This window comes from Neolewinella persica DSM 23188, assembly GCF_000373105.1.
Classification (GTDB): domain Bacteria; phylum Bacteroidota; class Bacteroidia; order Chitinophagales; family Saprospiraceae; genus Neolewinella; species Neolewinella persica.
Genome location: NZ_KB890440.1, coordinates 43,961 through 69,336, shown reverse-complemented (window position 1 = coordinate 69,336; position 25,376 = coordinate 43,961). Strand labels below are relative to the sequence as shown.

Below are 25,376 nucleotides of genomic sequence, written 5' to 3'. Positions count from 1 at the left end.
ACTTACAACAATAGACAAGTGTTGATCTCCTGTAACAAGCTCAGGGACCAAACATATTGCATTGTAACCGTTGAGGCGGAGCCTCAACGGTTACAACAACCTAATACCGGTCGCAGAGCCTATCGATGCGATCATTACAAGTAGCGGTGTATCCAGCACTACCTACTACTTACTACTTACTACCCACTACTTACTACCCAATAAACAATGGCTTCAGATTCCAAACGCGAAACCTTACAAAGTGTCCGGCGCAACCTGTTTTTCATCCTTGTAACCATCACTACGCTGGCGTTTCTGGGGATGATCGGTCCGTTTCTAATTACTGTTTTGTGGGCAATTGTCTTGACGATGATCTTCTACGGCCTGTATGTCAGGATTCGTAAAGGGGTTGGCCACAAACGCAAAGGGTTAGCAGCCGCGATTACTTCTCTGCTGATCTTTTTCTTCGTCATCATACCCTTCATTTTCCTAAGTATCGCTTTGGTCAATCAAGGATTAGAGCTTTATGAATCTATCCAATCCGGGGAAGTGGATCCCGGTTTTTTAGTGGATTACGTTCAACGCAAACTACCTGGCATCTATGACATGCTGGGCGACCAGGGAATCAGCCCGGCAGCGGTAAAAGAAAAATTTACCGAATTCGCAGGAAGCATCAGCCAATTTGTAGGTACCAGGGTTCTAAGTTTCGGCAGTAACCTGATCAACGTTTTCGTTCAGTTCACGCTGATGTTATACCTGCTGTTTTTCTTCCTCAAAGACGGCAAGACGGTCCTCGACCGTATCGTGAATACCATCCCTATGGGTAACGTACGGGAGCGTATGCTCTTCCAACGGTTTGCCCAGGTAAGTAAGGCCACGTTGAAAGGAACCCTGGTTGTAGCCATAGTGCAGGGGTCCATAGGTGGTGTTATGTTTGCTGTTCTCGGCATTCCCGCACCATTGCTGTGGGGCGTTGCGATGACTTTACTGGCCCTGCTACCCGTTGGCGGCAGTGCCATTATTTGGGGACCGACTGTGGTAATTCTGTTTGCACAAGGTTACACCGGCCGGGCGCTTATACTGCTCATCGTCGGCAGCCTTATCATCGGACTTGTCGACAACCTGCTCCGACCGCTACTCGTTGGCCGGGATACTGAGATGCCGGATTACCTGGTTCTCCTCTCTACGCTGGGCGGCATCACCTACTTCGGCCTGAGTGGCTTTGTTATCGGCCCTACCATTGCGGCGCTGTTCATTACCGTTTGGGAGATGATGGGTAAGGATTATGGGGGGAAGAGTAGTTAGGGGCGCTGCGCGCAGGTTGCAGGTTGCAGGTTGCAAGTTGCAGGTTGCAGAGGTTGCAGGTAAAAATTGCCACAGGCAATTAAAGCAAATATTTGGAGCGCTTCCCTTCAAAAACGCCCAACCGAGCGAAGCGAGCTACCAAGTGCGGCAGCTGTAACCTGCATCCTGCATCCTGCATCCTGCAACCTGCAACCTCTATAACCTGCAACCTGCTCAAGAACTACAACTCAACATAGAACACCCCACCCGATTCCGAGCCCATTCCGGCCGCCTGGCAAACCATTCCTGCGCTTCCGGCTGCTCGTCGTAAGGACGTTTGAGCAATTGGTGCAGATCGTTAATCAGGGTATAATCTCCCGCATCGGCTTTGTCGATCGCGAGCTGTGCCATGTAATTGCGCAGTACGTACTTCGGGTTCACCGAATGCATGCTGGCCCGACGTTCTTCTGCGGTGGCCGTTTCATGGCCCAGCCGTTCGACGTAAGCGTTGAACCAGCTCTGCCACGCAGCCAATGTCTCTCCCGTCAATGCGTCCGGTTCGTAGAAGGCGTCGAGGACGGGAGCTAGGAATGCCGTCCCCTCATTGACGGAAGTCTCTTGGGAAATTTCTGACAGGTTCCGGAAAAAGATGGTCATATCCGTTTCGGTCAACTGGAGGGTAGCCACCAGCTGCCCGACCAGTGCATCGTCCGTTTCCCGGTCCGTTTGCAGGCCAAGCTTTTGTCGCATCATCGACAAGTACCTTAGTTGGTAGGCGGCTTTGTATGCTTCCAGAACAGCTTGCAGCGGCTTAACCTCCTCAATTAGCGGGACCAAAGCACTTCCCAGTTGCGCCAGATTCCACAGACCGATGTGGGGTTGATTGCCAAAGCGGTAGCGGCGGTGGCTGCGGTCGGTTGTGTTGGGTGTCCAGTTGTCGTCGTAGCCTTCCAGCCAGCCGTAGGGGCCGAAGTCAATCGTGAGACCGAGGATGGAGAGGTTGTCCGTATTCATGACACCGTGGACGAAGCCCACGCGTTGCCAGTGGATGATCATGTCCAGTGTACGCCGGGCAACCTCCTTGAAAAAGGCGATGTAGCCAGCTTTGGTTCCTTGTTCAATTTCCGGAAAGAAGTGCCTGATGGTATAATCCGTCAATTTTCTGAGGCTATCGACGTCTCCCCGACGGGCAAAGATTTCAAAATTACCGAAGCGGATAAACGACGGTGCCGCCCGGCAAACGATGGCCCCTTTTTCATAAGCAGCGTTGCCGTTGTACATCACGTCCCGGAGCACCTCGTCTCCGGAAAGCGCCAGAGAAACCGAACGGGTGGTGGGCACCCCAAGGTGATGCATGGCCTCGCTGCACAGGTGCTCCCGGATGGAGGATCGCAGAACCGCCAGGCCGTCGGCAGTACGCGAGTAAGGTGTTGTTCCGGCGCCTTTCAGTTGCAGGGCCCAACGGTTTCCTGCATGAACGACTTCCCCCAGGTTGATGGCCCGGCCATCTCCGAGTTGCCCGGCCCAGTGGCCAAACTGGTGGCCGCCGTAGCACATAGCGTAGGGGTCGGTTCCTTCCAACACCTTAGCTCCGGAGAATATTTTTAGAAATTCCTCCGACGTCGCGTCAGCTTCCGTCAGGCCAATGGCTTCCACCATTTCTTTTGAATAATGGACCAATTTCGGCTGTCCGGGTACGCTCGGTTTCACGAAAGAGAAACAGGCATCCTTTACTTGCCTTGGCTCATTGGTTCTGTCCGGATCTGCGGGGAGTTCCCGGTTGAAGGTGTCAGCTATATTCAGATTCATATCAGGTATACAAACTTAGGGGGCAGAAGGGTTCTAATGGGGCGGGGCCGCGGGTGCAAAAAACGGTTAGAAAGCAGGATGAACTGCAGATGAGCTTAACCCCGAAGTATTAGTTCAAGGGCGAGTGGGCTTTGCCTTAAAGACCAGCTGGCTGTGCACCAAGTGCGCCTCGGTCCCTCCCAATGCACCTGCGGCCCCGCCCAAAAATACTCCGTCAAATAAGAATAAACTATATTAGTGCTTCCTTACCCATACGCCCCCGACATGACTATTTACGCCCTGATGATCGCCGTCTCCGAATATCCCGACGGCATCAGTAATCTCCCTGGTTGCAAAGCAGACCTGGCCGCCATGGAAGACTTTTTTTCTGAATATACCCGGATCAACGAAGTCGACTTCAAACCAGTCGTTTTACTCAACGAAGCCGCCAGCAGAGAAGGCGTGATTAATGGTTTCAACCACTTCGGGCAAGCGGGTGCTGACGACGTATGCCTGCTTTACTTCAGCGGCCACGGTGCGCAGATGCCCGCCCCCCGCGAATTCTGGGACGAAGAAACTGACCGGAAGTGCGAAACGATGGTCCTTCACGACAGCCGCCGGCCCGGCGGCCGGGACCTGGCCGACAAAGAACTCAGCTACCTGCTGGCTACCCACACCAAAGCTGCAGGCCAGGTACTGGCCATTGTCGACAGCTGCCACTCCGGCACCATCACCCGTATGGCCAAAGCCATCCCTCGTACCGCCGCCCCCAATAATGTCCCGGTTTCCTTCGAAGACTTCCTCGGCTCGGAGACTTACCGCAAAGAAGGGGACTACCGCCACCCACCCGTTTGCGACCACATCACCCTCTCCGCCTGCCGCGCCGAACAACTCGCCATGGAGATGCCCATGCACGGCGTAAACCGGGGCCTTTTCTCCTGGTTCCTCATCGAGACCATGAACAGTATGGACCTGGCGGGGTGCAGCTACGCCGAACTGATCGACCGGGTGCGGGTACGGGTAAAAAACCAGTATCGTAAACAGGACGTATTTGCCGGGACCACAGGCAACGCGGACCTCAACCAACAATTCCTCAACGGAAAGCTCAAACGCAACCGGGCCTTTGTCGTGCATTTCGACGATAAACTGCGGTACTACGTAAACCGGGGCGCTTTGGCCGGCATTGCCGCCGGCGACAAGGGAATAGCGCTGGACGGAACAACAGAAAGAGAGATCACCGTTACCCGCGTCGATGCCGGCAAAGCCTTTATCGACGGGGAGGCCTGGATGAGCCCCGCTAATGCCCCCTACCCGATCGTACATCTGAAAGGGAAGTCTGCGCCAATGCCCGTATATCTCGACCAGGGGAAACTCTCCAAGGTGATGAGAGCAGCGTTGGCTGGCGAGATCAAACGACAAAAAGATACCCTCCTGCTAACGGAGGAGGCCAATACCGCTACCTACCACATTACCTTTCTTGAAGGCTACGGCGTGAGCATGGTGCTTCCGGAAGAGGAACGCCCTTTATTTGAATCCGTCCCCAAGGCGGTGGAAGGCTGGGCGGTGAGCTTCGTAGAGAAGCTCTCCAAGGTAGCTAACTACGAGAGTACCCTGAAGATGGCGCCCGAAGAGCGCATCCTTGACCTGAACAAGGTGGTAGACATCACACTGGAGCAGGCGTATTTCGATACCTATGGCGACGCACTGCCCGCGGAAACAAAAGCGACCGATGGCACTGCCGTTTTCTCTTATAATGCGGACGAAGACGGCGACCTTCAGAATCCTTTGCTGCGCCTGAGCGTAAAGGTCAAAGCCGACTATGTGGCACCGCTTTACGTTGGCATGCTCTATCTCGATGAATCCTTCGGGGTTTCAGGAGAGGCCATGCCCGTAACCAAGCTAACCGCACAAGACGAAGCCCTGTCCACCCGGATGAGTACGGAGGACGAGGAAGGGAATCAGGTCTACTATAACTTCGTCTCCCTGAGCCTGCCGGAGAAACTCCAGAGCTGGGGGCTAACAGAAATCACCAACTACCTGAAGGTCGTCGTATCCGAAACGGAGATCGAGCTTACCCAACACGATCAGGATGGCCTGGAACTCCAGGAAAAACTACCAGATGGTAAAAGTATGAGAGGCATGGGCGTGCCTCGTTTCAAAAACAAAGAACGTCGGGATCGCTGGGGCGTGAAGGATATCCCCATCACGATTTACCGGCCCCTTTTCGCCAATGCCGGTTTAAAAATGCACGGTGCGGAGACTGCTGGTTCGCCGGTCACCGTGAGTGGGAAACCAGCAGGATTGGTGATGGGAGAAATGACGCTTGATGCCTCCCTGAGTACCACCCGGGCACTAACGGCCGGCACTGCCCCACCCTGCCCAACCGAGGGTTTCCTTCTTGAGCCCATGAGCCTGGTGAACAGCCGCAGCATGGCTGCGGCCGAAACACCACTCGACATGGTTCAGCTTTTCGGCATAAGCAACGAAGCGGCTGTAACCGAAGCCACTCCCCTGAAGTTAAAGGCCGGTAATGCCGTCGAAGACGGCTGCCTGGTCTTTGCCTACGATGAGGAAGCAGGCAGGTACTACCCCATCGGGTTCCCAGACAAGGATAGTGGCGAAATGATCATCCAGCAGCTGCCAAAACCGGTGCCGGAAGCGTATACCCGCAGCCTGGGAGGATCGGTCAAACTGTTCTTCCGCAAGGTGGTCAGCGACTACATCCCCTGGCTAGACGGAGACGTTAACAAGCTCCGCCAGGCCGAGATTACGGAAGACCTGAAAGTCAGGTACGTATCTGACAATCCCAACATCATTAAGGAAGCAGTAGGCAACGCCTCCAAACCTATCGCGCTGTTCGTACACGGCATCATTGGAGATACGACCACCTCTCCCCTGATCCTGAAGCGGGCGAAGATGCCGGATGGCTCCTTCGTCGCCGACCAGTATGACCTGGTACTGACCTACGATTATGAAAACCTGAAAACGGAGTTGCGAAAAACTGCGGAAGACCTGCAAAGTCAACTCCGGGCCATCGGCCTGGGGGCCGACCACGGAAAAACGCTGCACGTGTACAGCCACAGCATGGGTGGGCTGGTGTGCCGGTGCTTCATCGAGATGCTGGAGGGGAAGCAGGTGGTCAGCCACCTGTTACAATTTGGTACGCCAAACGGCGGCAGCCCCTATGGCAACGCCGCGCAGTGGGTGACGCCACTGCTGTCTACTGCGCTCGCAAGGGGCGCGGCCTACAATCCGTATTTGGCACCACTCCTTGGTCTGAGATGGTTCGTGAATACTGCACTGGCCACCCTGAAGGAAATGAAGATCGGTTCTGAATTCCTGACCACCCTGAAGGCGGAAGGCAGACGGGGCAACGTCCCCTACTCCCTCATCAACGGAGACATCCGGCTGATTCCGGACGTGACCGATAAGGACTTGACTTTCTTCGAAAAGATCATGGCCCGACTGGATTGGAAAGACGGCGCCGACGCGCTTTTCTTTCAGTCGCCTACGGACGTGGCGGTATCGGTAAAGAGCCAACAGGATATTCCTGGCATTACTGGGCTCAAGGAAGCCATCGGCAGCGACCATATGAGTTACTTTATGAATGAGGCGTCGATTACTTTGTTCGAAGGTTATTTGGGTGGGTTGTTTGGGGACGGTAACGAAAGTACCATCTGATCAATTCCCGCCACTTACCATAACGGCAAACAATTAAACTAACCAAATAACATATGCCCAACAACTTAATAACCCTAGTTTCCGAAGCACGTCTTGACGAAGCATTAGAAGTGTTAAAGCAACACCCGAAATTTGGAACCGATCGGCGGTTCCAGAATTCCGTCATCATGATCTCTGCTCAGCTGAACAGTAGTATGGACCAGCAAAATAAGATGTTGATCTCGATGGATACCGCGATGCGTCAAAAAGCACAGATATCGCAGTCTATACTCGAAATAGCCCGCATGCACGACATTGAGGATACCGGTAATGTTGGTGCAACAATCCCGCCGCCAATTCCTAAGGAAGATCAGAAAGCGGATGCGCTGCGCATTTTATTCTTAGCCTCTGACCCTAGGGAAGTTGGCCGGTTGAACCTGGAAAAAGAATACGTCAAAATACGCACTCAACTTGGAGACAATGCGCCGGACTTCAACTTAAACATCATGTTCGAGCAAAGGCCCGACACCCTGATTAAAACGTTGCTGGAGGAGAAACCTACGTATATTCATTTTGCCGGCCATGGCGACAAAGGCACGAAAGGTTTTAGCCCGGCCGGCATCGTTTTACAGGACCGCGACCGGAATCCGAAAGTCGTTTCCGGACCAGCACTGGCCAATATGTTTCGCCTGCTGAAAAGAGAATTTGAAATCAAAGTAGTCCTGCTCAACGCTTGTGACAGTGTTGATCAGGCCCGTGCTATTTCCGGAAACGGCATCCATGCCATTGGGATGGCGAAAGAAATACCCGACAATATGGCCATCACCTTCGCCGGTGGGTTTTACCTCGGCCTCGCCGAGGCACCCGACGACATTCCCAGGGCATTTGACTATGCACTGGCATCCTTAATGATGGAAGGCTATGATATTGATGCCATCCCAAGACTTTTCTTCAATAAAGAAGAGGTCGACTTATCGGCGGGTTGATCGCCGATTACCTGGCTATTCATCCAACATCCGGCGATGGTAATTCACCTGCCCCAGGTGGTAAGAAAGATGCATGGCTAAGTGAGTAAGAAAATAGCCGGTGGTCATTTTCTCCGGACGGAGTTGAACGGAGTAGACCTCATCCAAAGAATCCGTGGGAAGGTTGGCTAAAGTCTGGTCGACCAGCTCCCGGGTTTCCAACACTTGCCGGAGCAGGGTTTCCCGGGGGATATTTTTAGTATTGAACTCTGCCGGGCGGTCCCGGATGTACCCCGAATGACCGAGTTCTCCGCAGATGAAGGTATTGAGGTTACCGACCAGGTGCAGGCATAAGTTGCCGCCGGAGTTGGTGATTTCGCCACCGGTTATCCACAGGTTAGCCTCGGAGGTATAGGCCGAAATTTCATCGTGGAGGCGGGTAAGGTCCCGCTGGAGGAGTTGGCGGAGGATGGGGATCATTGGATTCAAGTTATCGGGGTTATCGGGTTGTCGGGTTGTCGGGTTGTCGGGAAAGGTACGGGTTCATTTATTACTTTGGGCGCGGCCGCAGGTGCAAAGAGGGGCTTACCCGGCCTTGTTAATTTTTCAAGTTAAAGCTTAGAGTCAAGAATTGAGCTATCCGGCTAATTGATGTTAAATGAAGGAAACAGCCTTATGATTGGGATGCGGTCGCCGGACGAATTTCAGTCTTAAGAACGATCCAATATTTTCAGATCGACAAAACCGGGTAACCAGCGCTCCAGTTTGCTTAAACCCGTTTTTTGCACCTGCGCCCCCGCCCACCCCAAAAGGACCTGCAAAGCGAATCCACCTAAACTTTACCTAAACTTTCCTCCCGTTACCGAACCTTCCCCGCTCCTTCGTACTTTTAGCGCAAACCACTTCTCCCCTTGAAATACGATCTTATAAAACGGGACACCTCCTGGCTTCACTTCAACCGGCGCGTGCTGCAGGAAGCCGGTGATCCACGGGTACCACTCTACGAAAGAATAAAATTTCTGGCGATCTACAGTTCTAATCTCGACGAGTTTTACCGGGTCCGGGTAGCAAGCCTGCGCCAGTTTAAAAAATTAGACAAGGCCGATCGCAAAAAACTATTTGACTTTAAACCGAAAAAAGAACTCAGGGCCATCAGAGCCATGGTCCGGGATCAACAGGGAATTTTCGGTACCATTTTCCGCGAAGAAATTCTGCCCCAACTGAAGGAGGAGAACATCCACCTTATCCACAGTGATGAAATGACGAAAGAGCAAGCTGCTTTTGCCGCCGACTATTTCGACAAAGACGTCAAACATCACTTGCGCCTGCACTGGCTGCCAGAGAATGCTGAGGACACTACGGATCTCCCTTTCTTAAAAAGCGGTCAGCTCTGCCTGGCCGTTAACCTGGACGAAAAAATCGCACGGGAAGCAAAGGAGGTCGCCCTTGTCCCTATCCCTGCCAAAAAACTGCCCAGGTTTATTGTTCTGCCCTCCCCGGCTGACGATCCGGACGGCTATTACGTCATCTTTCTCGACAGCATCATCAGGGCCAACCTCGGTCGGTGGATCGACCGCAAGGTTGAATTCGGTTATTGCTTCAAGTTGAGCCGCGATGCAGAGCTGTACATCGAAAACGAATTTGACGGTGAACTACATCGTAAAATAGAAGCAAGGCTCGGTGCTCGTGAAGACGGGCTGCCAACCCGTTTTCTCTATGACCGAATGATGCCGGACTGGATCCTGAAACGGCTAAAAAATGCCCTTAGCCTCAGTAAATACGACATGATACCCGGAGGTCGGTACCATAATTTCATGGACTTCTTCGGCTTCCCCGTGCCAGCTGGACGGGAAGACCTCGCCTACCCTGAAATGCCCCCGCTGCCGCACCCGCGGCTGGAGCACGAAGACAGCATCATGGAAACGATGGATGCCAGCGACCTCCTGTTGAGTTTCCCTTACCAGCAGTACGACTACGTCCCCAAGCTGATCAGAGAAGCCGCTGACCACCCGGATGTAAAGAAAATACGGATCACCCTTTATCGGGTAGCTGGAAAGTCTGCCGTTGTCCAGGAACTACTGTATGCCCTGACCAAGGGAAAGGAAGTAGAAGCTTTCGTTGAAGCCAAAGCCCGCTTCGACGAGGCCAGTAACCTGTATTGGGGCAAAGAACTGGAAGAAGCCGGAGCCTACGTACGCTATAGTTTTCCGGCGGTAAAGGTGCATACTAAGTTGCTCCATATCCTGCAGGAGAAAGCGAATGGAGAAACCGTTCATTTCTCCTATATCGGAACCGGTAATTTCAACGAAAAAACGGCCAAACTCTATACGGATCATGCGCTGTTGACCACCCGGCCGCGCATCGGTAAAGACGTAGCCCAGGTATTCCAGTTGCTGCGGGGTAAATTGATCCTGCCAAATTGCAAAAAGTTACTCGTTGCTCCCTTCACGATGTACTCCCGGTTTATGGAGTTGATCGACGAAGAGATCGCCAGAGCCAAAGCAGGGCAGACGGCCTACCTCTTCCTGAAAATGAACAGCCTGGAGGAGGAGAACATGATCCTGAAGATTAGGGAAGCAGCCGCCGCCGGCGTTGAAGTCCGGATGATCGTCCGGGGCATTTGCCGGCTCCTGCCCAAGCCGGAAGAGAACATTGAAATCATCTCCATCATTGACCGGTTCCTGGAACATGCCCGCATTTACATCTTTGGAGGTGGCGACGTGGAGAAGATATTCATCGGCTCTGCCGACCTGATGGAGCGTAACCTGCACCGTCGGGTAGAAGTAATCACCCCAATCGAGGACCCGCTCCTGCGCCTTGAGCTGCGCCGCATCATGGATATGCAGTGGCGGGACAACCAAAAGGCCCGTATCATCTCTTCTACTCAGCTCAATGAGTTTCGGGAACCTGGGGAGTTCCGGGCACAGGAGGATATTTATCGATATTTTGAGCGGCGGGAAGAGGCGTTATAACTTAAATACACCATGCATTGAATTTCCTCGCCCACCTGACGCTCTCCCATTTCGACACCGACCTACAGGCCGGTAATTTCCTTGGCGACTTCGTCAAAGGGAAAGCCGTTGCCAAACTACCGGAGGGCGTTCAACGGGGAATCCTCATGCATCGGGCCATCGACCACCTCACGGATCAGGACCCGGACGTCAGGCTACTCAATCAACTTGTTGCAAAACAACACGGGCGGTATGCCGGCGTCATCACGGATATTTGCTTCGACTACTTCCTGTGCCAAAACTGGGAACGCTTCGGACCGCTGGAATTCGATGCCTTTCGGGTGGGTACTTACTGGGCGTTGCACGCCCGCCGGGAGCATATGTCGCTTCGCGTCCAGAACTATATTGAAGGCATGCTGAACCACGATTGGTTGAGCCTTTACACGACTCAAAAAGGCATGTCCCACGTTTTTGGACGACTACGACCAAGGCTGAGTCAGCCAGAATTGCTCAATGATGTAGAGCAATTATTAACCGATCATTACGACACGTTCAACCAGACCTTCCTGGTCTTGTTTCCCCGCTTACAACAACTTGCCGATGCCTACCGAACGGAATACCCCACCTGACCCGATTGACCTGCGCTTGCCCCGCTTCAGTCCACAACTCAACGTGAAGCAGGAAGGCAACAAACGTATGGTCTTCTGTGCCATCAGAAAGAAGTGGCTGGTACTGCAACCGGAAGAATTTGTGCGTCAGCTATTACTCCATTTCCTGATCGGAGATATGCGGTATAACCGCAACCGGATCACCGTCGAGCGCGGCATGACCGTAAACACCCAGGCCAGGCGTACAGATATTCTGGTGTTTGATGCCGACATGCGCCCATTCCTGCTCATCGAATGTAAGGCACCGCAGGTGCCACTCAACACCTCCGTCTTCCGCCAGGCGGCTACGTACAATGGTCCGCTGCGCGTTCCTTATTTGATGGTTTCTAATGGTCGGGAGAGCTATGTGGCGGAGATTGATTTTGTGAATGAGAGCTACCGGTTTTTGGGGATGGTGCCGGAGTGGAGCTAGTGACTTTTGAAGGATAGAAGGAGAGAATGGCTGCCGTTGCCAAAACTCACGGCGCTGCGCTTGTTCGCCAGTAGAGCAACTGCAAGATTACGAAAGACACTTGCAGAACTACTAAAGCTTTCATTGATTCTACTAATCAATTATTCTATCATTTACTTTTTGGCGCGGCCGCAGGTGCAAAGTCTGTTTTGAAGGAGCAAGGCAATGTCTGTTGACCAGAAATTAAGTCGCAAGAGCTCACGTTCCCTGAATCCTGAAATCTAATTCCTGCCCCCCAAAACCTGAATCCTGAAACCTGCGTACTATCTTGCCTCTCCATGCTGAAGGTAACCAACCTAACCATTTCCTTTCCGGGTGCGGAAGCACCGGCCGTTGACCGGCTGTCGTTCGAGCTGGCGGCCGGAGGCCGCCTGGGTCTGCTCGGCCTTTCAGGGTCGGGCAAAAGCCTGACGGCCCTGGCGCTCGTGGGTTTACTACCCGATTCAGCTCGGTTAGAAAGTGGAGAAGCGTGGTACCAACCGGCTGACGGGCCCGCCGTTGACTTGCTACAGCTAACGGAAAAACAATGGCGTACCTACCGCAGCAAACACCTCAGCCTGATCTTCCAGGAACCCCTGACGGCGTTGAATCCCGTCCATACAATTGGTGCCCAATTGATGGAGGCCGTAATACGTTTCCGGCCCGACCTTACCACCAGAACCGACCGAAAAACCTGCTTACTTAACTGGCTTACCCGCGTAGAACTTTCTAACGATCAGGCGCGAATGCTCCGGGCTTACCCCCACCAGCTCAGTGGGGGGCAGCGACAACGATTGCTGATTGCCCTGGCCTTGCTTGGCCGACCTCAGCTCCTCATTGCCGATGAGCCCACAACCGCCCTGGACACCATCACCGAAGCCGGAATTCTGGACTTACTAGCCCGGCTTCGTGCAGAACTGGGAATGGCCACCCTCTTCATAACCCATGACCTGGGCGTAATGCGCCGCAGTGCCGAGGAAGTAATGGTAATGGCTGCGGGAAAAGTAGTCCGGCGTGGAGACACTCAAACGGTTCTGGAGGCAGGGGCCCGGTTATTTCAATCGGACGAAACTGAAGTTATCGACAAACAGGGTGCTAACCATCAGACCGAAACGCCCGGCCACCAGACTATTGACGGGCCCCAAAATGAGCTTTGCCTTACCGTTGATGGGCTGTCCCTCTCCTACCCTACACCAAAGGCGTGGCCCTGGTCAAAAACATCTCCGGTTACCGCAGTAAAGGCCGTTTCCTTCACCCTCGGAGCTGGCGAATGGCTGGCCATCGTTGGGCCAAGTGGCTGTGGCAAGTCAAGCCTGGCCCGCTGCCTGGCCGGCCTGCTACCTCCCACTAAGGGCCAATTCCACTACCCTGCCAATGGCCGTGTACAGCTTGTTTTTCAGGACCCCTTCAGTTCCCTGAACCCCGCCCACACTATCCTTCGGTCAATAATTGAAGTACTTCGCGTAGCTATGCCGGGGCGCAAACGAGCGACTTATCAGGACGAGGCGGGAAGGTTATTACAGGAGGTCGGATTGTCCCCCGCCATATATGCCAATCGCTCACCAAATGCGCTGAGTGGTGGGCAGCGTCAAAGGGTGGCCATTGCCCGTGCCCTTGCCGGAAGGCCGACGATACTGATTGCGGACGAAGCCGTCTCCGCTCTAGACGCCCCATTGCGGCGAGACGTACTTGATCTCCTCCAGAATATTTGCCGGGAACAACAAATAGGCTTGCTGTTCATCAGCCATGACCTCGGCCTGGTGGCCGAGCGTGCCGATCGGGTGATCATCATGGATCAGGGGCAAATTGTTGAAACGGGGCCGGCAGCTACCGTCTTTCGACAACCCGCTAGCGAAATGGGGAAGCGGCTGTTGGCGGCGGCGGCTTTACCGGACCATTAGAAACCTGATGAAGCCTTCGTTTAAATTCTTGCCGGGGTGATTGAATCGACGCCTGAGCTGATGCCGACCAGTACCCCGACCAAAGACGCATGGGCCAAGTTCAAACGAGCGACTTATTTCAGGGAAGCTCAAATATTGGCGAAAAAAGATTACCTAAACACCCCTCCCCACAAAACCATCCAATCCTGCCCCACCGAATAATCCCGGGCATAAAGAAAATTGACCTGGTGCAGGGTTACCGGATCGGTCACCGGGGTGCCGGTGGCAGGATGATAAACGCCGGGTTTCAGGGCCGGCAGGCTCTCCAATTGCGGATCGGGTAAGGCGTACCCCACCCAGTGTTGACGGCCGGATAGGACACTGAGACAGTCCATAACGTAGGTCCCCTTCCGGGAGGAAAACCAGATCAATAATGGGGCAAGTAAAAGGAAGGCAAGTGCCATCCCTTTGTCGAACAGCCATTTGGCCCGCCGCAGGCGGGCTTCGGCAATCCTCAGGTTAACGTCGATGGTGTAAAGTGTTCCCCGTTGATCCGACCGATGGCTGCCAATAATGCTGCTGCTGGCTTCGGGTAGAATCCGGTACTGAATTGCAGGTCCCAGTCGGCTCATCCAACGTTGAATAGCTTCCACGGTGAGGTCGGCCGAGCAAAAGATAAGTTCGTCCGCCCGGTAAATCTTGGTCAGGGTCGGCAATTGATTTGCCTGGCCGACGGATTCAACATTCCCCTGCTCGCCCGGGGGCGCGATGCGCCCCAAATAATTGCGTTGGACTCCCGCCTTCTGGAGAAGACTCAGCGTCCGTTCCGCTTCGGCCGCACTACCAATGATCAGCAGGCGTTGATCCGCATCCGCGGCCACCCTCAGGTGGCCGAATTTAAGCAGGTGCGCGATTCCCCTTACCAGCAAAGTCCAGCCCCCCGCCCAGGCAGCGCCCAGCAAGAGCAGCGCCCGGCTTGGCCGCAGGTCTTCGGGCAATAGTCCGTAAACGGCAAACAGCAGCAGGGTGCCGACACCAAGTGCCCGAAGCATCCGTCCGAACTCGAAAGGCCGGTCGTAGCCGCCGCCCAGGAAAATACTACCGGTCCACAGTAAGGTATAAGCCGGAAAATGAAGGTAATTGATGTGGTCAGGGAAGTACCCCGGGTCGCCAAAATGATACTGGGACCATAAGGACTTCAGTACCCGTAGCCCCAGGTAGATACCAGCTGCATCCAGGAGCGGATAACGGAGTGCTCTCCATACGTTTGCCAATACTGTTAGTGTTGCCCTGACGTAAATGGCCAGCTGCATCAGCCCGGTCAGTAACCGGGCCTGAGAACCAACAAAATGCTTGCGGGCAAAAATGATCATGGCCTGGTAAAAGACACGGACATAGTTCAGGCTACCCCGTTTCGTGCTCTCTCCTTTGTAGTGGATGATGCTCGTAGCCGGCAGGTAATAATTCTGGTAGCCTCCCTTGATCAACCGATAAGAAAGGTCGATGTCTTCACCGTACATAAAGAAATCCTCGTCGAGCAACCCAACCTTGTCAAGGGCCTCCCGGCGCATCCACATGAAGGCACCGGCCAATACTTCGACGGGGTTCGTTTCGTCCTCCGGCAGGTAGCCCAGGTGGTAGTGATTGAATCGTTTAGAGCGGGGAAATATCCTGGCCAGACCAAAGGCCTTCGTAAAGGCTACCCACGGGGTCGGTAGCCCACGTTTGCTCTCGGGGAGAAAACGCCCTTGTCCGTCGATCATTCTCACGCCCAATCCGCCGGCATCAGGATGCGTTTCCATGAAGTCGTAGCAACGGCGAAACGTATCTTCCTCTACTACGGTATCCGGATTCAGCAGCAGTACGTATTTGCCGGTGGATTGCCGGATAGCCTGGTTATTGGCGACCGAAAAACCCGGGTTGTGCTGGTTGGCGATAAGTTTAACCCATGGGAATCGCTCCCGGACCATCACCAGCGAAGCGTCAGCGGAGTTATTGTCTACCACCCACACTTCGACCTCAAGCCCCACAATGGCCCGTTCCACGCTGAGCAGGGCCTGCTCCAGGAAGTACCGGACGTTGTAATTGACGATGATGACGGATAGGTCCATAGGGATGAGCAAAGGTACGTCGGGACATTCGTTGGGCAATGTCCTCAGAAGGGAGCCTTCAGTATTACCTGGCTTCGAAGTGCCTCCAGACCAAAGACCAGCATCAATGCTGGGGAACAAAGCCTGGAGGCGCGTTGCCCGTCAACTCTCCCTGCTCCTGCGGCCGCGCCTGCTTATAACAGGTAGGATATCCACAGCATTCGTGCCTTATCACTCTTCCTAAAACCATCAGACCGCCGGCACAGCGTACCGACGGTCTGATAGACTAATAGTCCAATAGACTAATTATCGCATCAATATAAAGTCTCCCTTATAAACAATGACTTCGCCATCCGTAAAGTGAACCGTAGCGGTGTACACCAGTACCTGCGGGTTCATTGGTTTACCGTTCAACATGCCATCCCAGCCAAAAGCGGGGTCATTGGGCAGGAAGCGGGCACCGTCGCCGGTAACCGGTGTTCCTCCACCATTACCCGCCTGGGCTGCCGTGTAAACATTTTCTCCCCAACGATCAAAGATGTAGAAATTCTCGATAAAGTCAATCTGATCGAGGTCACCACCAATGAAGTATATGTCGTTGTTATTGTCACCATTCGGGCTGAAGGCCGTTGGGAAGTAAACCGGACGATCCCGACGCACCAACAACATCTGGTTGTCCGAAGCCGAACAGCCGAGCTCATCGATTACCGTAACGGAAATCATCATGGTCTCAGTAGCGATGAAACTGATACCGTTGTTTCCTTCACCTGCCATAGCGAGGCTGTCTGGCCGCCAGATAAGCGTATCAATGGTATTTCCACCGTTCACGGAGGCTGTGATGAAGATCTCTTCACCTGCATTTACGGTTGTACTGTCTCCGGGGAACCTCAGGCGTACCGTCAACTCATCAGGTTCAGAAAGGTCGAGCAGGATGTTACTGAAACAGCCGTTAGCGTCCGTGACCTGTATGTCGTACTCCCCCGGTGCCAAACCGGCAAAGAGAGTTGACCGGCCACGGTCCTCTCCGTTCACACGGTAGGTGTATGGCGGGCGGCCACCGGAAACGTTACTCACGCTGATCGCTCCGTTATCGGAGGCGAAACAGGTAATCTGACTGATTTCAAGCTCCATTACCGGTGCTTCGGTCTCTGAGGTCACCGTTACTTCGCTAACCGAAGTACATCCAATAGCGTTGGTTACCCGCAGCTGGTATACTCCCGGCTGGCCCACATCGATCATTAGTTGATCAGCATCCACAATCGGCACATTGGGATTCGGACCTGTCCAGAGATAAGTGTATCCAGCTCCTTGTTCAGAATTAGTACCGTTCAGGCTAACCATACCCATGGCACAGGTCAGCGTTTGTGTCTGGCCGGCATCCGCTATCGGAGCCCCCAGAAGATTGACGTCTACCTCGGTAGAGACCGTCGGGCAGGAAGAGCCAAAGATCGTGTAGGCAAAACGGTAGCCTCCCGCACCCAGACCAGCCGGGTTGAAGCGGCCGTTGGCCGCATCCAAACTGCCATTGGCAACATCACCGGAAACTACGGACCAGGTTCCACCCGGCGTAGCACCGGTTATACGGCTGGTGAGATCAATCAAATCCGTACTACTCGCACAGACTTCCAGGATTCCGGCCACTGCTGTACCGGAGCTGGATGGTTCGTCAACAACAACCGAGCGCATCGTAGTGGCCGTACACCCATTGCGGGTTACCGTTAGGGTGATGTCGTAAGTACCACCGGCAGACCAGCGCAGGTCGTAGCTTTGGTTACCATTATCCGTGTCAGCAGCATCGCCAAAGTCCCACGTATAGGAAGCATCCGGATCGACGGCTCCCGTCAGGCTGACGTTGAGGCTACCAGTAGAGCAGATAACGTTGTTGTCCTGATTGAAATCCGCTGAAGGAATCGGGTTCACGACCATATCCATACTGTCCAGGTAGCCGCAAAGGGTCTCCTGGGTGTAGCGGACATAAAGTCGGTGTGTCCCAACACCTGCGATGGCGGGATCGAAAGTGAAGTTGCCACTATCTTCCACCACGCCGCCACCAATCCATACTGTTTCTCCGGTACCATCATGGCCACTTAGGTTGGCAGCCAGGGAAACGGCAGTAGTTTCATCGGCACAGAATACAGTCTGAGGTGCTGCCGGATTCATCGTAACAATTGGGCAGACCCTTGCGGCACAGGAAACCGTCGCGCTTGGTGGACTTTCGTCACAGGTCGTTCCACTGCGGACGGAAATAACGTTGATGGTAACGTTTTCCCCGAAATCGAGTCCGCCGATATAAATGCTGGTGCTGTCTTGTGACGTGCTGTACGGGCCACCGTTGATGCTCACTCGATAGCCTACAGTCGCTTCTGCTACCGCTGCCCATTCAAAAAATACGCCATCGAGATCCTGACGCACACAAGTCGGCGTCGGGGCATCAAGCGTTGGTGTAACGGGGATCATGAAGCTTTCAGTTGCAAAACAGTTGTCTTCCACCGTGAGGGTAACCGTTTTTATTCCCGGCGTATCCCAACGTAGCAGGTAGCTTTGGTTGCCAAGATCCGTTACGACCGCGCCATCGAAATTCCCCCAGTCGAAACTGGCACCATCAGCCGCAGTTCCAGTGAAGAAGACGTTCCACTCTTCTCCCTGACATAGCTGGGTTGGAATGGTATTGAAGGCAACGGTTGGTACCGCAAAGATCTCCACGTCGAGGCTATCAGTGTACGAACAAAGCGCCTCCTGCACGTAGGTAACGTAAAGGCGGTGTATACCTAAGCCAACCAGTGTTGGATCAAAGGAGTAAACACCTGAATTGTTAACCACCCCGGGGCCTTGCCAGCTTAAGTCGCCGGTAAAGTCATGACCGCTGAGGTTATCTTCCAATAGTACCGGCGTAACTTCATCGTCACAGAATTCAGTTTGCGCGGCCGCAGGTGCAAAGGTGACGACAGGGCAGGTCCTGGCGGCACAATTTACCGTTGTGCTAGCTGCGCTCTCATCACAGGTCGTTCCGCTGCGGACGGAACTGACACGGATAGTGACGTTCTCACCGAAGTCGAGCCCACCAACGTAGAAGCTCGTACTGTCCTGTGGGGTACCAAACGGTCCGCCGTTGATGCTCACGCGGTAGCCCACCGTAGCCTCGGCAACGGCAGCCCATTCGAACAGCACCCCATCAAGATCCTGACGCGCACAGGTCGGCGTAGGAGCTTCAAGAATTGGTGTAACGGGAATCATGAAGCTTGCTGTAGCTGTACAGCTATCTGTCACCGTAAGGGTAACCGTTTTTATTCCAGGCGTATCCCAGCGTAGCAGGTAGCTTTGATTCCCCAGGTCCGTTACGATCGCGCCATCGAAATTCCCCCAGTCAAAACTGGCACCGTTAGCAGCGGTTCCGGTGAAAGAAACCGTCCATTCTTCTCCCTGGCAAAGTTGGGTTGGGATGGTATTGAAGGCAACGGTCGGAACCGCAAATACTTCCATATCCAGGCTGTCTGTATACACACACAGCGCTTCCTGCACGTAGGTCACGTAAAGGCGGTGTACGCCCAAACCAACCAGCGTGGGATCGAAAGAATAGGTGCCTGCGTTGTCCACTACTCCTGGTCCGGACCAGGTAAGGACGCCGGTTCCATCATCTCCGCTGAGGTTGTCTTGCAGCAGTACGGGCGTAACATCATCATCACAGAATTCAGTTTGCGCGGCCGCAGGTGCAAAAGTTGCGTTGGGGCAAGTTCTGGCCGAACAGTCAACGGCGGTACTTGGCGGGCTTTCGTTACAGGTCGTTCCCGTTCGGATAGCAATCACGGTTAAAGTGACCGTTTCTCCGAAGTCGAGACCAGAGACTAAGAGCGTGGTACCGGTTTGCGTCATGAAGCTAGCTCCATCATCAATGCTGTAACGGTATCCAGTTGCGCCGGCTACCGCCGGCCAGCTAAACTCAACGGCGTCGAGATCCTGTCGGATACAGGTCGGCACCGGTGCTTCCATGGTTGGATCCACCACTACGGTAAAGCTCGTACTGTTTACACAGTTATCGGTAACCACCAGAGAAACGGGTTTCGTTCCTGGAGTAGACCAACTTAATTCGTAAGACTCTCCGCCGAGATCGGTCACGTCGGCGTCGCCGAAGTCCCAATCATAGCTGGCTCCTGCGTCCGCCAATCCGGTGAAGGACACCGTCATGGTCTGACCAACACAAAGCTGTGCAGGTGTGGGGCTCAGGGTTACGACTGGCAGGTCATTGAGGGTGATGGTTACCTGGTCTTCGGAGTCACAGGTAGACGGGCCATCATAGTTTACGGTAAGTACATAGTCATTCGCCGCCAGACCGGTCGGATCGAAGCTAAAGGTACCGTCTCCGTTGTCCACTACGCCGGTGCCACTCCAGGTAACCGGGCCGTTGAATGCACCGGTGGTAAGGCTGGCCATCAGGAGGAAGGGGCTTTCCGTTCCGTCCAGACAAATCGCCGTTGCCGGCGTATCAGATTGCACTACGCCTGCCGGGCAATCCAGTGTGCGACAGCTTACGTCCACTGGTGCTCCATTCCCACAGGGGGCGTCACCCAGTGCCTGAACCGTACCGGTAAAGTCTTGTGAAGGCATCAGGCCCGAAACGGTATGCTCCGTTTCGGCAGCGGTAAGGGAAACCATGCTTCCGTCTTGCCCGGCAAACAGGTAACCAGTTGCTCCTGGAACGGGATCCCAGTCGAAGGTGACTGATTCCAGCTGCGGGTTGATACAGTTTACTACCGGATCCGCGAGCGGAGCAGAAACGTCTACCATTAAAATCGCCGGATTACTTGGGCATCCGCTGATGTTGCTGGTTACCTCTGCGGTGATCGTCCGGACGCCTGGGCTATCGAAAGTAAGCAGGTATTGTGAATCATCAGGGTCACCGTCCGGCACAACTGTCGCACCGTCAAAATCAAGAATTATATCGTCGTTGGAAACGAAGTTGGTACTGCCAACAATGATCAGGAAGGTATCCCCAACACACTGGGCACCGGGGTCCGTGATGAAGGCTGTAGGGCGGGCGAAGACGGTTACATCGAAGGTCGTCGTGAAGGGACAAGGACCTTCTTCGACATAATTCATGGTAATGGTATAGGTTGTACCAGATTCGTCGTGAGGTACAGATGCCGCAAAGAAGGTATCTCTGGCAACGCCTGTTCCGGTAAAGCTATAAGTTCCGTTCCCGGTCCCACCGATAACCACCAGGTCCGACAAGCTGATGAATTCATCTCCGTTCAGGATACATATCTGGTCTGGTATGGAAGAGACGTCGGCATCCAATGGCGGACAAGGATCCGCAAAACAACTTACCGCAAAGGCGGAAGGGCCGTCTCCACAGGGCCCGCTGTCATTAGCGAAGACCTCGATCATGACTTCTTCCCCCGGCAGCAGGCCGGTGTAGGTGACATCTGTGTCAAAGGTTATTACGCCAGGGCCTCCGTCACGAATTACGGTGAAGCCCTCTCCGTTACTTACGTCGTCCCAGGAGAAGGTAACACTGTTCAGGTCGGTCGGCTCAGCACAGACGACTAAAGGAGCAGGAGCCGGCGCAAAGCAAAAGCCATCAACGTAAGTGGTATCACTCGGACAACCATCCTGCTTTACAATCAGGCAAATCCGGAAAGGGCCCGGCTCGGTAAAGCGGCAGGTATAGGTCTGGAAGCCTATGGTATCTACCGGCTCCGGTTGAATGTAAGGCACGGGGTAGTCCCAACAAAAAATGATGGTATCACTAACCACCGTACCGGCCGTTACCGAACCAGTGTATCCGACGGTAAACACTTCCCCGACACACACTTCTATGCCACTGGTAAGACCGTTGACTTCAAAGGTAGACGTAGGCTTTTCCAGGACAGTGTAGGTAAACATTTGCTGTGCTACACACATCCCTTCGACGAAATCCACTGTGAGTAGGTGTACCCCGACGCCGGCGGTGTCCGTATCAAAGAAGTAATCGGGGCCAATCTGAATTACACCAGGTCCGCTGAAGGTAAGCATGCCCATGCCATTATCGCCGGTAACGTTGGCGGTCAGCAGCGTTCTGGGGTCATCCTCCATTTCACAAAGGTCCATATCGGCCGGGCGTTCCAGCATGAGGGCCGGGCAGGCCTGCGTGGTACAGCTGCCGGATCCGGCAACTATCGGACAAGGGGTATTACCAACCGGCAGAACCTCAATCGTTACCGTTTCATTTACGGATAAGCCACCAACGAACAAGGTGGTTGAATCCTGGAAGAATGGAGCGCCACCGTTTACAATAATCTGGAAACTATCGACGGCAGCCTGATCATCCCAAGAGAAAAGGACACTTTCCATTTGATTATCGAGGCAGGTAATTACCGGGATAAGGTAAGGTTCAATTACGTCGATGCTGTCGGTATAGACTTCTCCCACACAGGTGAACTGGTTGGTCACCTGTAGCGAGACGTAGTACCTGCCAGGGGCAGACCAGCTGAACGTCCGGCTTGCCGCGTCGGTACCCGGCATAACGGTTGCTCCAACCGCCGTCCATTGATACGTAAAACCGACTCGTGCTGCACCTGCGACCGCGCCCACGATGTCTGTGTCCGTACAAATCGGACCATCGGGCAGCGCAAAAACGGAGGAAGGAACCGGATTGATGACCAACTGAAAAACGTCGATAAAGTCACAGCCTTCATCAAACAGCGCACGGATGGAATAGGAACCCTGACCGAGGGTCGCAGGATTAATCACGCCGTTAAAGGCCGCATTATTTATTGTCCAGGAAAGGACGCCGGAACCATCGCTACCAGTAGTGTCAATTGTCATAGCGATGTCCTGATCATCGTCCGCACAAAAGGGGCCGACCTCAACAATCTCGACCACGATATCCGGGCAGGATTCCGCGACACAGGTTTGTGACATCGAAGTAACATCCGGACAACCTGCAGTTACCGCAGTAACTGAGATGGTAACCATGTCATCAACGTTCAGATTGCTAATTGTCACTGAATTCCCGCTGCGCATCACTACACCACCGGCTGGAATGTTTAACTCATTTACGACGTAGCTGTCTGCCCCGGTGTCATTCCAGGTGAAGGTTACGAAGTCAAGCCCAACAGCACCACAAACGAGTTCTGGCGCAGGACTTGGTTCCGTTAGCGTAATCTGTGCCCGGAAGGTGTCCACACAGCCAGGATTGACGGCGTTTGCGGTACTCAGGAAAATATTATGTGTCCCCGTAGAGTCGATGGTGATGGTAAATGTTCCCGTGCCATCGTCAGTAATCATACCACCAATTCCGGCATCCTCCAATTGCAGAGAATACGTATCAACTCCGGTTACCCCCGCATCGATGGTGGCGGTAAAGACGCCGGTGAAACCACAAATCTCTGTTTGGTCGAGCGTGAAGGCCGCCGGAGGGGCCTGGGTTACGGTAATTTGGACGGTCGTGTCGGAAGGACAACGCCCTCCTACCCCATCGTAATGAATGTCGAGGTCATGCATCAACGTATTTGTTCCGACGGGAAGCGGGGGGAGCGTAATGGTGGTCACACTATCGGCATCAGCCGGGGCGTCGACCAGACCGAGGGTACCACTGTTGAAGAGAAAAGTGCCGGCCTCTCCTGCCCAGACGGCTACGTCTACGCTGGTATTAACCGCACTTATACAGACGGGGTCCTCGTAGTTCACGACGAAGCCGGGGGTGGAAGTTAGTGGTGTCTGACAACGGCGGGAACGCCCAACCCCTTCACAACTCATCATTGCATCTCCGGCAAACGGAACTACCCGGAAGTTGACTTCATCCCCGGGGTTAAGACCGGTAAACAGGTAGCTGTTGGTTTGGTAGTTGTCATCAATAAGCATTTCCGGTGCTCCGTTAATGGAGGCAAAAATGTGGTAGAAATCAGCGGTGCCAACCGTCCAGTTAAATTCGAGCTCGCTGACACAGATTGGGTTACAGGTCAGGTTGGGCTGTCCCGGTGGGATATTGAGTTCCACTTCGGCGAAGAAAGAGAAATTTTCACAGCCGTTGGCATCGCGTATGGTGACGAAGATGTCCGTCATATTCATATCGTATGGCGGAGCGACCGTATAGAACTCCGACGTCTCCACTTCGTCAGGGCCCCACAAATATTCGTAAAGTGGCATACCGCCCGAAGGCGTAGCCGTGAGGGTGATCATGTCTCCAAAGCAAATGTTGGAGGATAGCGGATCGATGGTTACTGACGGCAGCTCATTAACCGTATAGGTGTGTTCGAACTCTTGTATACACGGTATTAGCGGGTTGGTATTGTCCGTAATCTCCAGGATGACCGTCTGCAGACCAACTGCGAAAGTCTCAAAAGTGTAGGTAGGGCCGGTCGCGGCGCCGAAATCCCACGAAAGCTCAAATTCGGGAGGAAAAGGCCCTCCGCCTATGTCGGTAGCGGTGAAGGTGATCAGGTCAAAGAGGCAGACGGATTCATCTACCGGGGTAATCATGGGGTTGATTTCGGGACTTACCTGAATGTTTCGAACGAAGATGGAATCACAGCCATCGCCATAGTTAATCGTTACTTCATAGCGACCGGCATCGGCGGTGGTAACCTCAGGGACGGAGTAGGTGGTGGTATTGTTAGTGTAGGGGGCCGGACCGCCGTTCAACGTCCAGTTAACAAAATTCACCGTAGCACCAGTGACAATTACTTCAAAATCTAACGGATCCCCGTAACAAAGAAAAGTGTTGTCGTCCGGTCCGATAAATTCGATATCCGGTGCGATTAATTCTGCTTCAAACTCAATGTTCTTAGGCGCACAACCGGGCTTACCTACACTAAAGGTGTAAGTTCCGGCGGGAAGGTTGATGGTCCAGCCCGTGCCAACCACATTACCATCAACATCTAACCAGGAAGGGGTTACGCCAGGAGTGACCGGACTGCCTTCAAGCATAAAAAGCTCTCCGGGGCAGGGTTCGTTGACGATGTCAATTTCGGGGTCCGGGATTTCGGGAAAACAGATATCAGGATCGGCGCCACATGGGGAACCACAGAAACCCATACTTCCCGTATAGCCTCCGGAAATACCATCAGCGTAAACGGTCACCTCTACGGTATAGGCATCAGCAGAAGGAACTGCTCCGGGGTTGACCGTTTCAAATGTCCAGCAAAATTCGAGTCCACAGTTTCCAGACAAGTCACCATAGTTATTACCCGGATCTCCATCAAGAACGCCCTGGTCGCCACAGGCATCGTTGGTGCCCGCCGGGCTGTCAAAGGCATATCCATTGGTAAAAGTCGTCAACGGTCCACAAGATATACATCGGGACCAAGTGGGGTACCAGTCCCAAGAACCCGCCGCACTACAAGGAGTTGGCGGTGTTCCTGAAGGCATCATGGTGCTGAAATCAAAGCCTGGACCAACCGAGGCAATCAGCACACCGTGTATCCACTCCTGGTCCGGCGTTTGGAAATCATCAATAAAAAAGCAAAATTCTACCGTGGTACCAGCCGGATAGATGTCAATCGGGCGATCCTCAAAAGCATCTCCGTCGTACGTTGCCGAGCCGGAGCTTGCATTGACGCAGGTGGCCTGTGAATATCCATAGGTATTAGAAAATAAAATGATAAAGAGCGAAAGCGCGGTTATTCGGAGGTGGAATGACATTAAGACAAGTCACTATGTAGCCAGCTACATAAGGCACTGTACCTTCGAGTCAGATCGAATGGA

At 53.7% G+C, this 25,376-nt stretch carries 11 protein-coding genes; 7 read left to right on the top strand and 4 right to left on the bottom strand.

The window, feature by feature from the left end:
* Positions 1-207 precede the first annotated feature (207 nt).
* A complete protein-coding gene (locus tag B036_RS0117300; RefSeq protein WP_020569995.1) occupies positions 208-1,284 on the top strand; it encodes an AI-2E family transporter in 1,077 nt (358 codons plus the stop codon).
* A 213-nt stretch (positions 1,285-1,497) separates the two neighbouring features.
* Here B036_RS0117300 and B036_RS0117295 read toward each other — a convergent pair whose 3' ends face one another.
* On the bottom strand, positions 1,498-3,072 hold the full coding sequence (locus B036_RS0117295) for a protein adenylyltransferase SelO (protein ID WP_020569993.1): 1,575 nt from the start codon (positions 3,070-3,072) through the stop codon (positions 1,498-1,500).
* Positions 3,073-3,309: 237 nt separating this feature from the next.
* Here B036_RS0117295 and B036_RS0117290 point away from each other — a divergent pair, with 237 nt between their 5' ends.
* Both B036_RS0117290 and B036_RS0117285 read left to right on the top strand, forming a co-directional pair.
* Positions 3,310-6,732, top strand: coding sequence for a caspase family protein (locus tag B036_RS0117290; protein ID WP_044103018.1), 3,423 nt, complete (start codon positions 3,310-3,312; stop codon positions 6,730-6,732).
* A gap of 53 nt (positions 6,733-6,785) precedes the next feature.
* A complete protein-coding gene (locus B036_RS0117285; RefSeq protein WP_020569991.1) occupies positions 6,786-7,697 on the top strand; it encodes a CHAT domain-containing protein in 912 nt (303 codons plus the stop codon).
* A 15-nt stretch (positions 7,698-7,712) separates the two neighbouring features.
* On the opposite strand, the gene B036_RS0117280 is transcribed toward B036_RS0117285, so the two are convergent.
* Positions 7,713-8,156, bottom strand: coding sequence for a DinB family protein (locus B036_RS0117280; RefSeq protein ID WP_020569990.1), 444 nt, complete (start codon positions 8,154-8,156; stop codon positions 7,713-7,715).
* Between the two features lie 431 nt (positions 8,157-8,587).
* Between B036_RS0117280 and ppk1 the strand changes: the two genes are divergently transcribed.
* The 4 genes from ppk1 to B036_RS0117260 all read left to right on the top strand — a co-directional run bounded on the left by ppk1 (position 8,588) and on the right by B036_RS0117260 (position 13,626).
* The gene (gene ppk1 / locus B036_RS0117275; RefSeq protein WP_020569989.1) at positions 8,588-10,648 is read left to right on the top strand and encodes a polyphosphate kinase 1; all 2,061 of its coding nucleotides are present in this window, start codon (positions 8,588-8,590) and stop codon (positions 10,646-10,648) included.
* A 17-nt stretch (positions 10,649-10,665) separates the two neighbouring features.
* Positions 10,666-11,256 carry an acyl carrier protein phosphodiesterase gene (locus tag B036_RS0117270; RefSeq protein ID WP_020569988.1) on the top strand — a complete coding sequence of 197 codons (591 nt, stop codon included), beginning with the start codon at positions 10,666-10,668 and terminating at the stop codon, positions 11,254-11,256.
* Complete coding sequence (locus B036_RS0117265; RefSeq protein WP_020569987.1) at positions 11,228-11,707, top strand: type I restriction enzyme HsdR N-terminal domain-containing protein; 480 nt, start codon at positions 11,228-11,230, stop codon at positions 11,705-11,707. The genes B036_RS0117270 and B036_RS0117265 overlap by 29 nt, the downstream gene beginning before the upstream one ends.
* A 317-nt stretch (positions 11,708-12,024) precedes the next feature.
* The gene (locus B036_RS0117260; protein ID WP_020569986.1) at positions 12,025-13,626 is read left to right on the top strand and encodes an ATP-binding cassette domain-containing protein; all 1,602 of its coding nucleotides are present in this window, start codon (positions 12,025-12,027) and stop codon (positions 13,624-13,626) included.
* A 149-nt stretch (positions 13,627-13,775) separates the two neighbouring features.
* On the opposite strand, the gene B036_RS0117255 is transcribed toward B036_RS0117260, so the two are convergent.
* Positions 13,776-15,716, bottom strand: coding sequence for a glycosyltransferase family 2 protein (locus tag B036_RS0117255; protein WP_020569985.1), 1,941 nt, complete (start codon positions 15,714-15,716; stop codon positions 13,776-13,778).
* A 285-nt stretch (positions 15,717-16,001) separates the two neighbouring features.
* Positions 16,002-25,313, bottom strand: a complete 9,312-nt coding sequence (locus B036_RS0117250; RefSeq protein WP_020569984.1) for a PKD domain-containing protein — start codon at positions 25,311-25,313, stop codon at positions 16,002-16,004.
* Positions 25,314-25,376: the final 63 nt, after the last annotated feature.

Coding starts and splice junctions, on each gene's coding strand:
- B036_RS0117300 (WP_020569995.1), top strand. CDS start 208: ATGGCTTCAGATTCCAAACGCGAAACCTTACAAAGTGTCCGGCGCAAC.
- B036_RS0117295 (WP_020569993.1), bottom strand. CDS start 3,072: ATGAATCTGAATATAGCTGACACCTTCAACCGGGAACTCCCCGCAGAT.
- B036_RS0117285 (WP_020569991.1), top strand. CDS start 6,786: ATGCCCAACAACTTAATAACCCTAGTTTCCGAAGCACGTCTTGACGAA.
- B036_RS0117280 (WP_020569990.1), bottom strand. CDS start 8,156: ATGATCCCCATCCTCCGCCAACTCCTCCAGCGGGACCTTACCCGCCTC.
- B036_RS0117265 (WP_020569987.1), top strand. CDS start 11,228: ATGCCTACCGAACGGAATACCCCACCTGACCCGATTGACCTGCGCTTG.
- B036_RS0117260 (WP_020569986.1), top strand. CDS start 12,025: ATGCTGAAGGTAACCAACCTAACCATTTCCTTTCCGGGTGCGGAAGCA.
- B036_RS0117255 (WP_020569985.1), bottom strand. CDS start 15,716: ATGGACCTATCCGTCATCATCGTCAATTACAACGTCCGGTACTTCCTG.
- B036_RS0117250 (WP_020569984.1), bottom strand. CDS start 25,313: ATGTCATTCCACCTCCGAATAACCGCGCTTTCGCTCTTTATCATTTTA.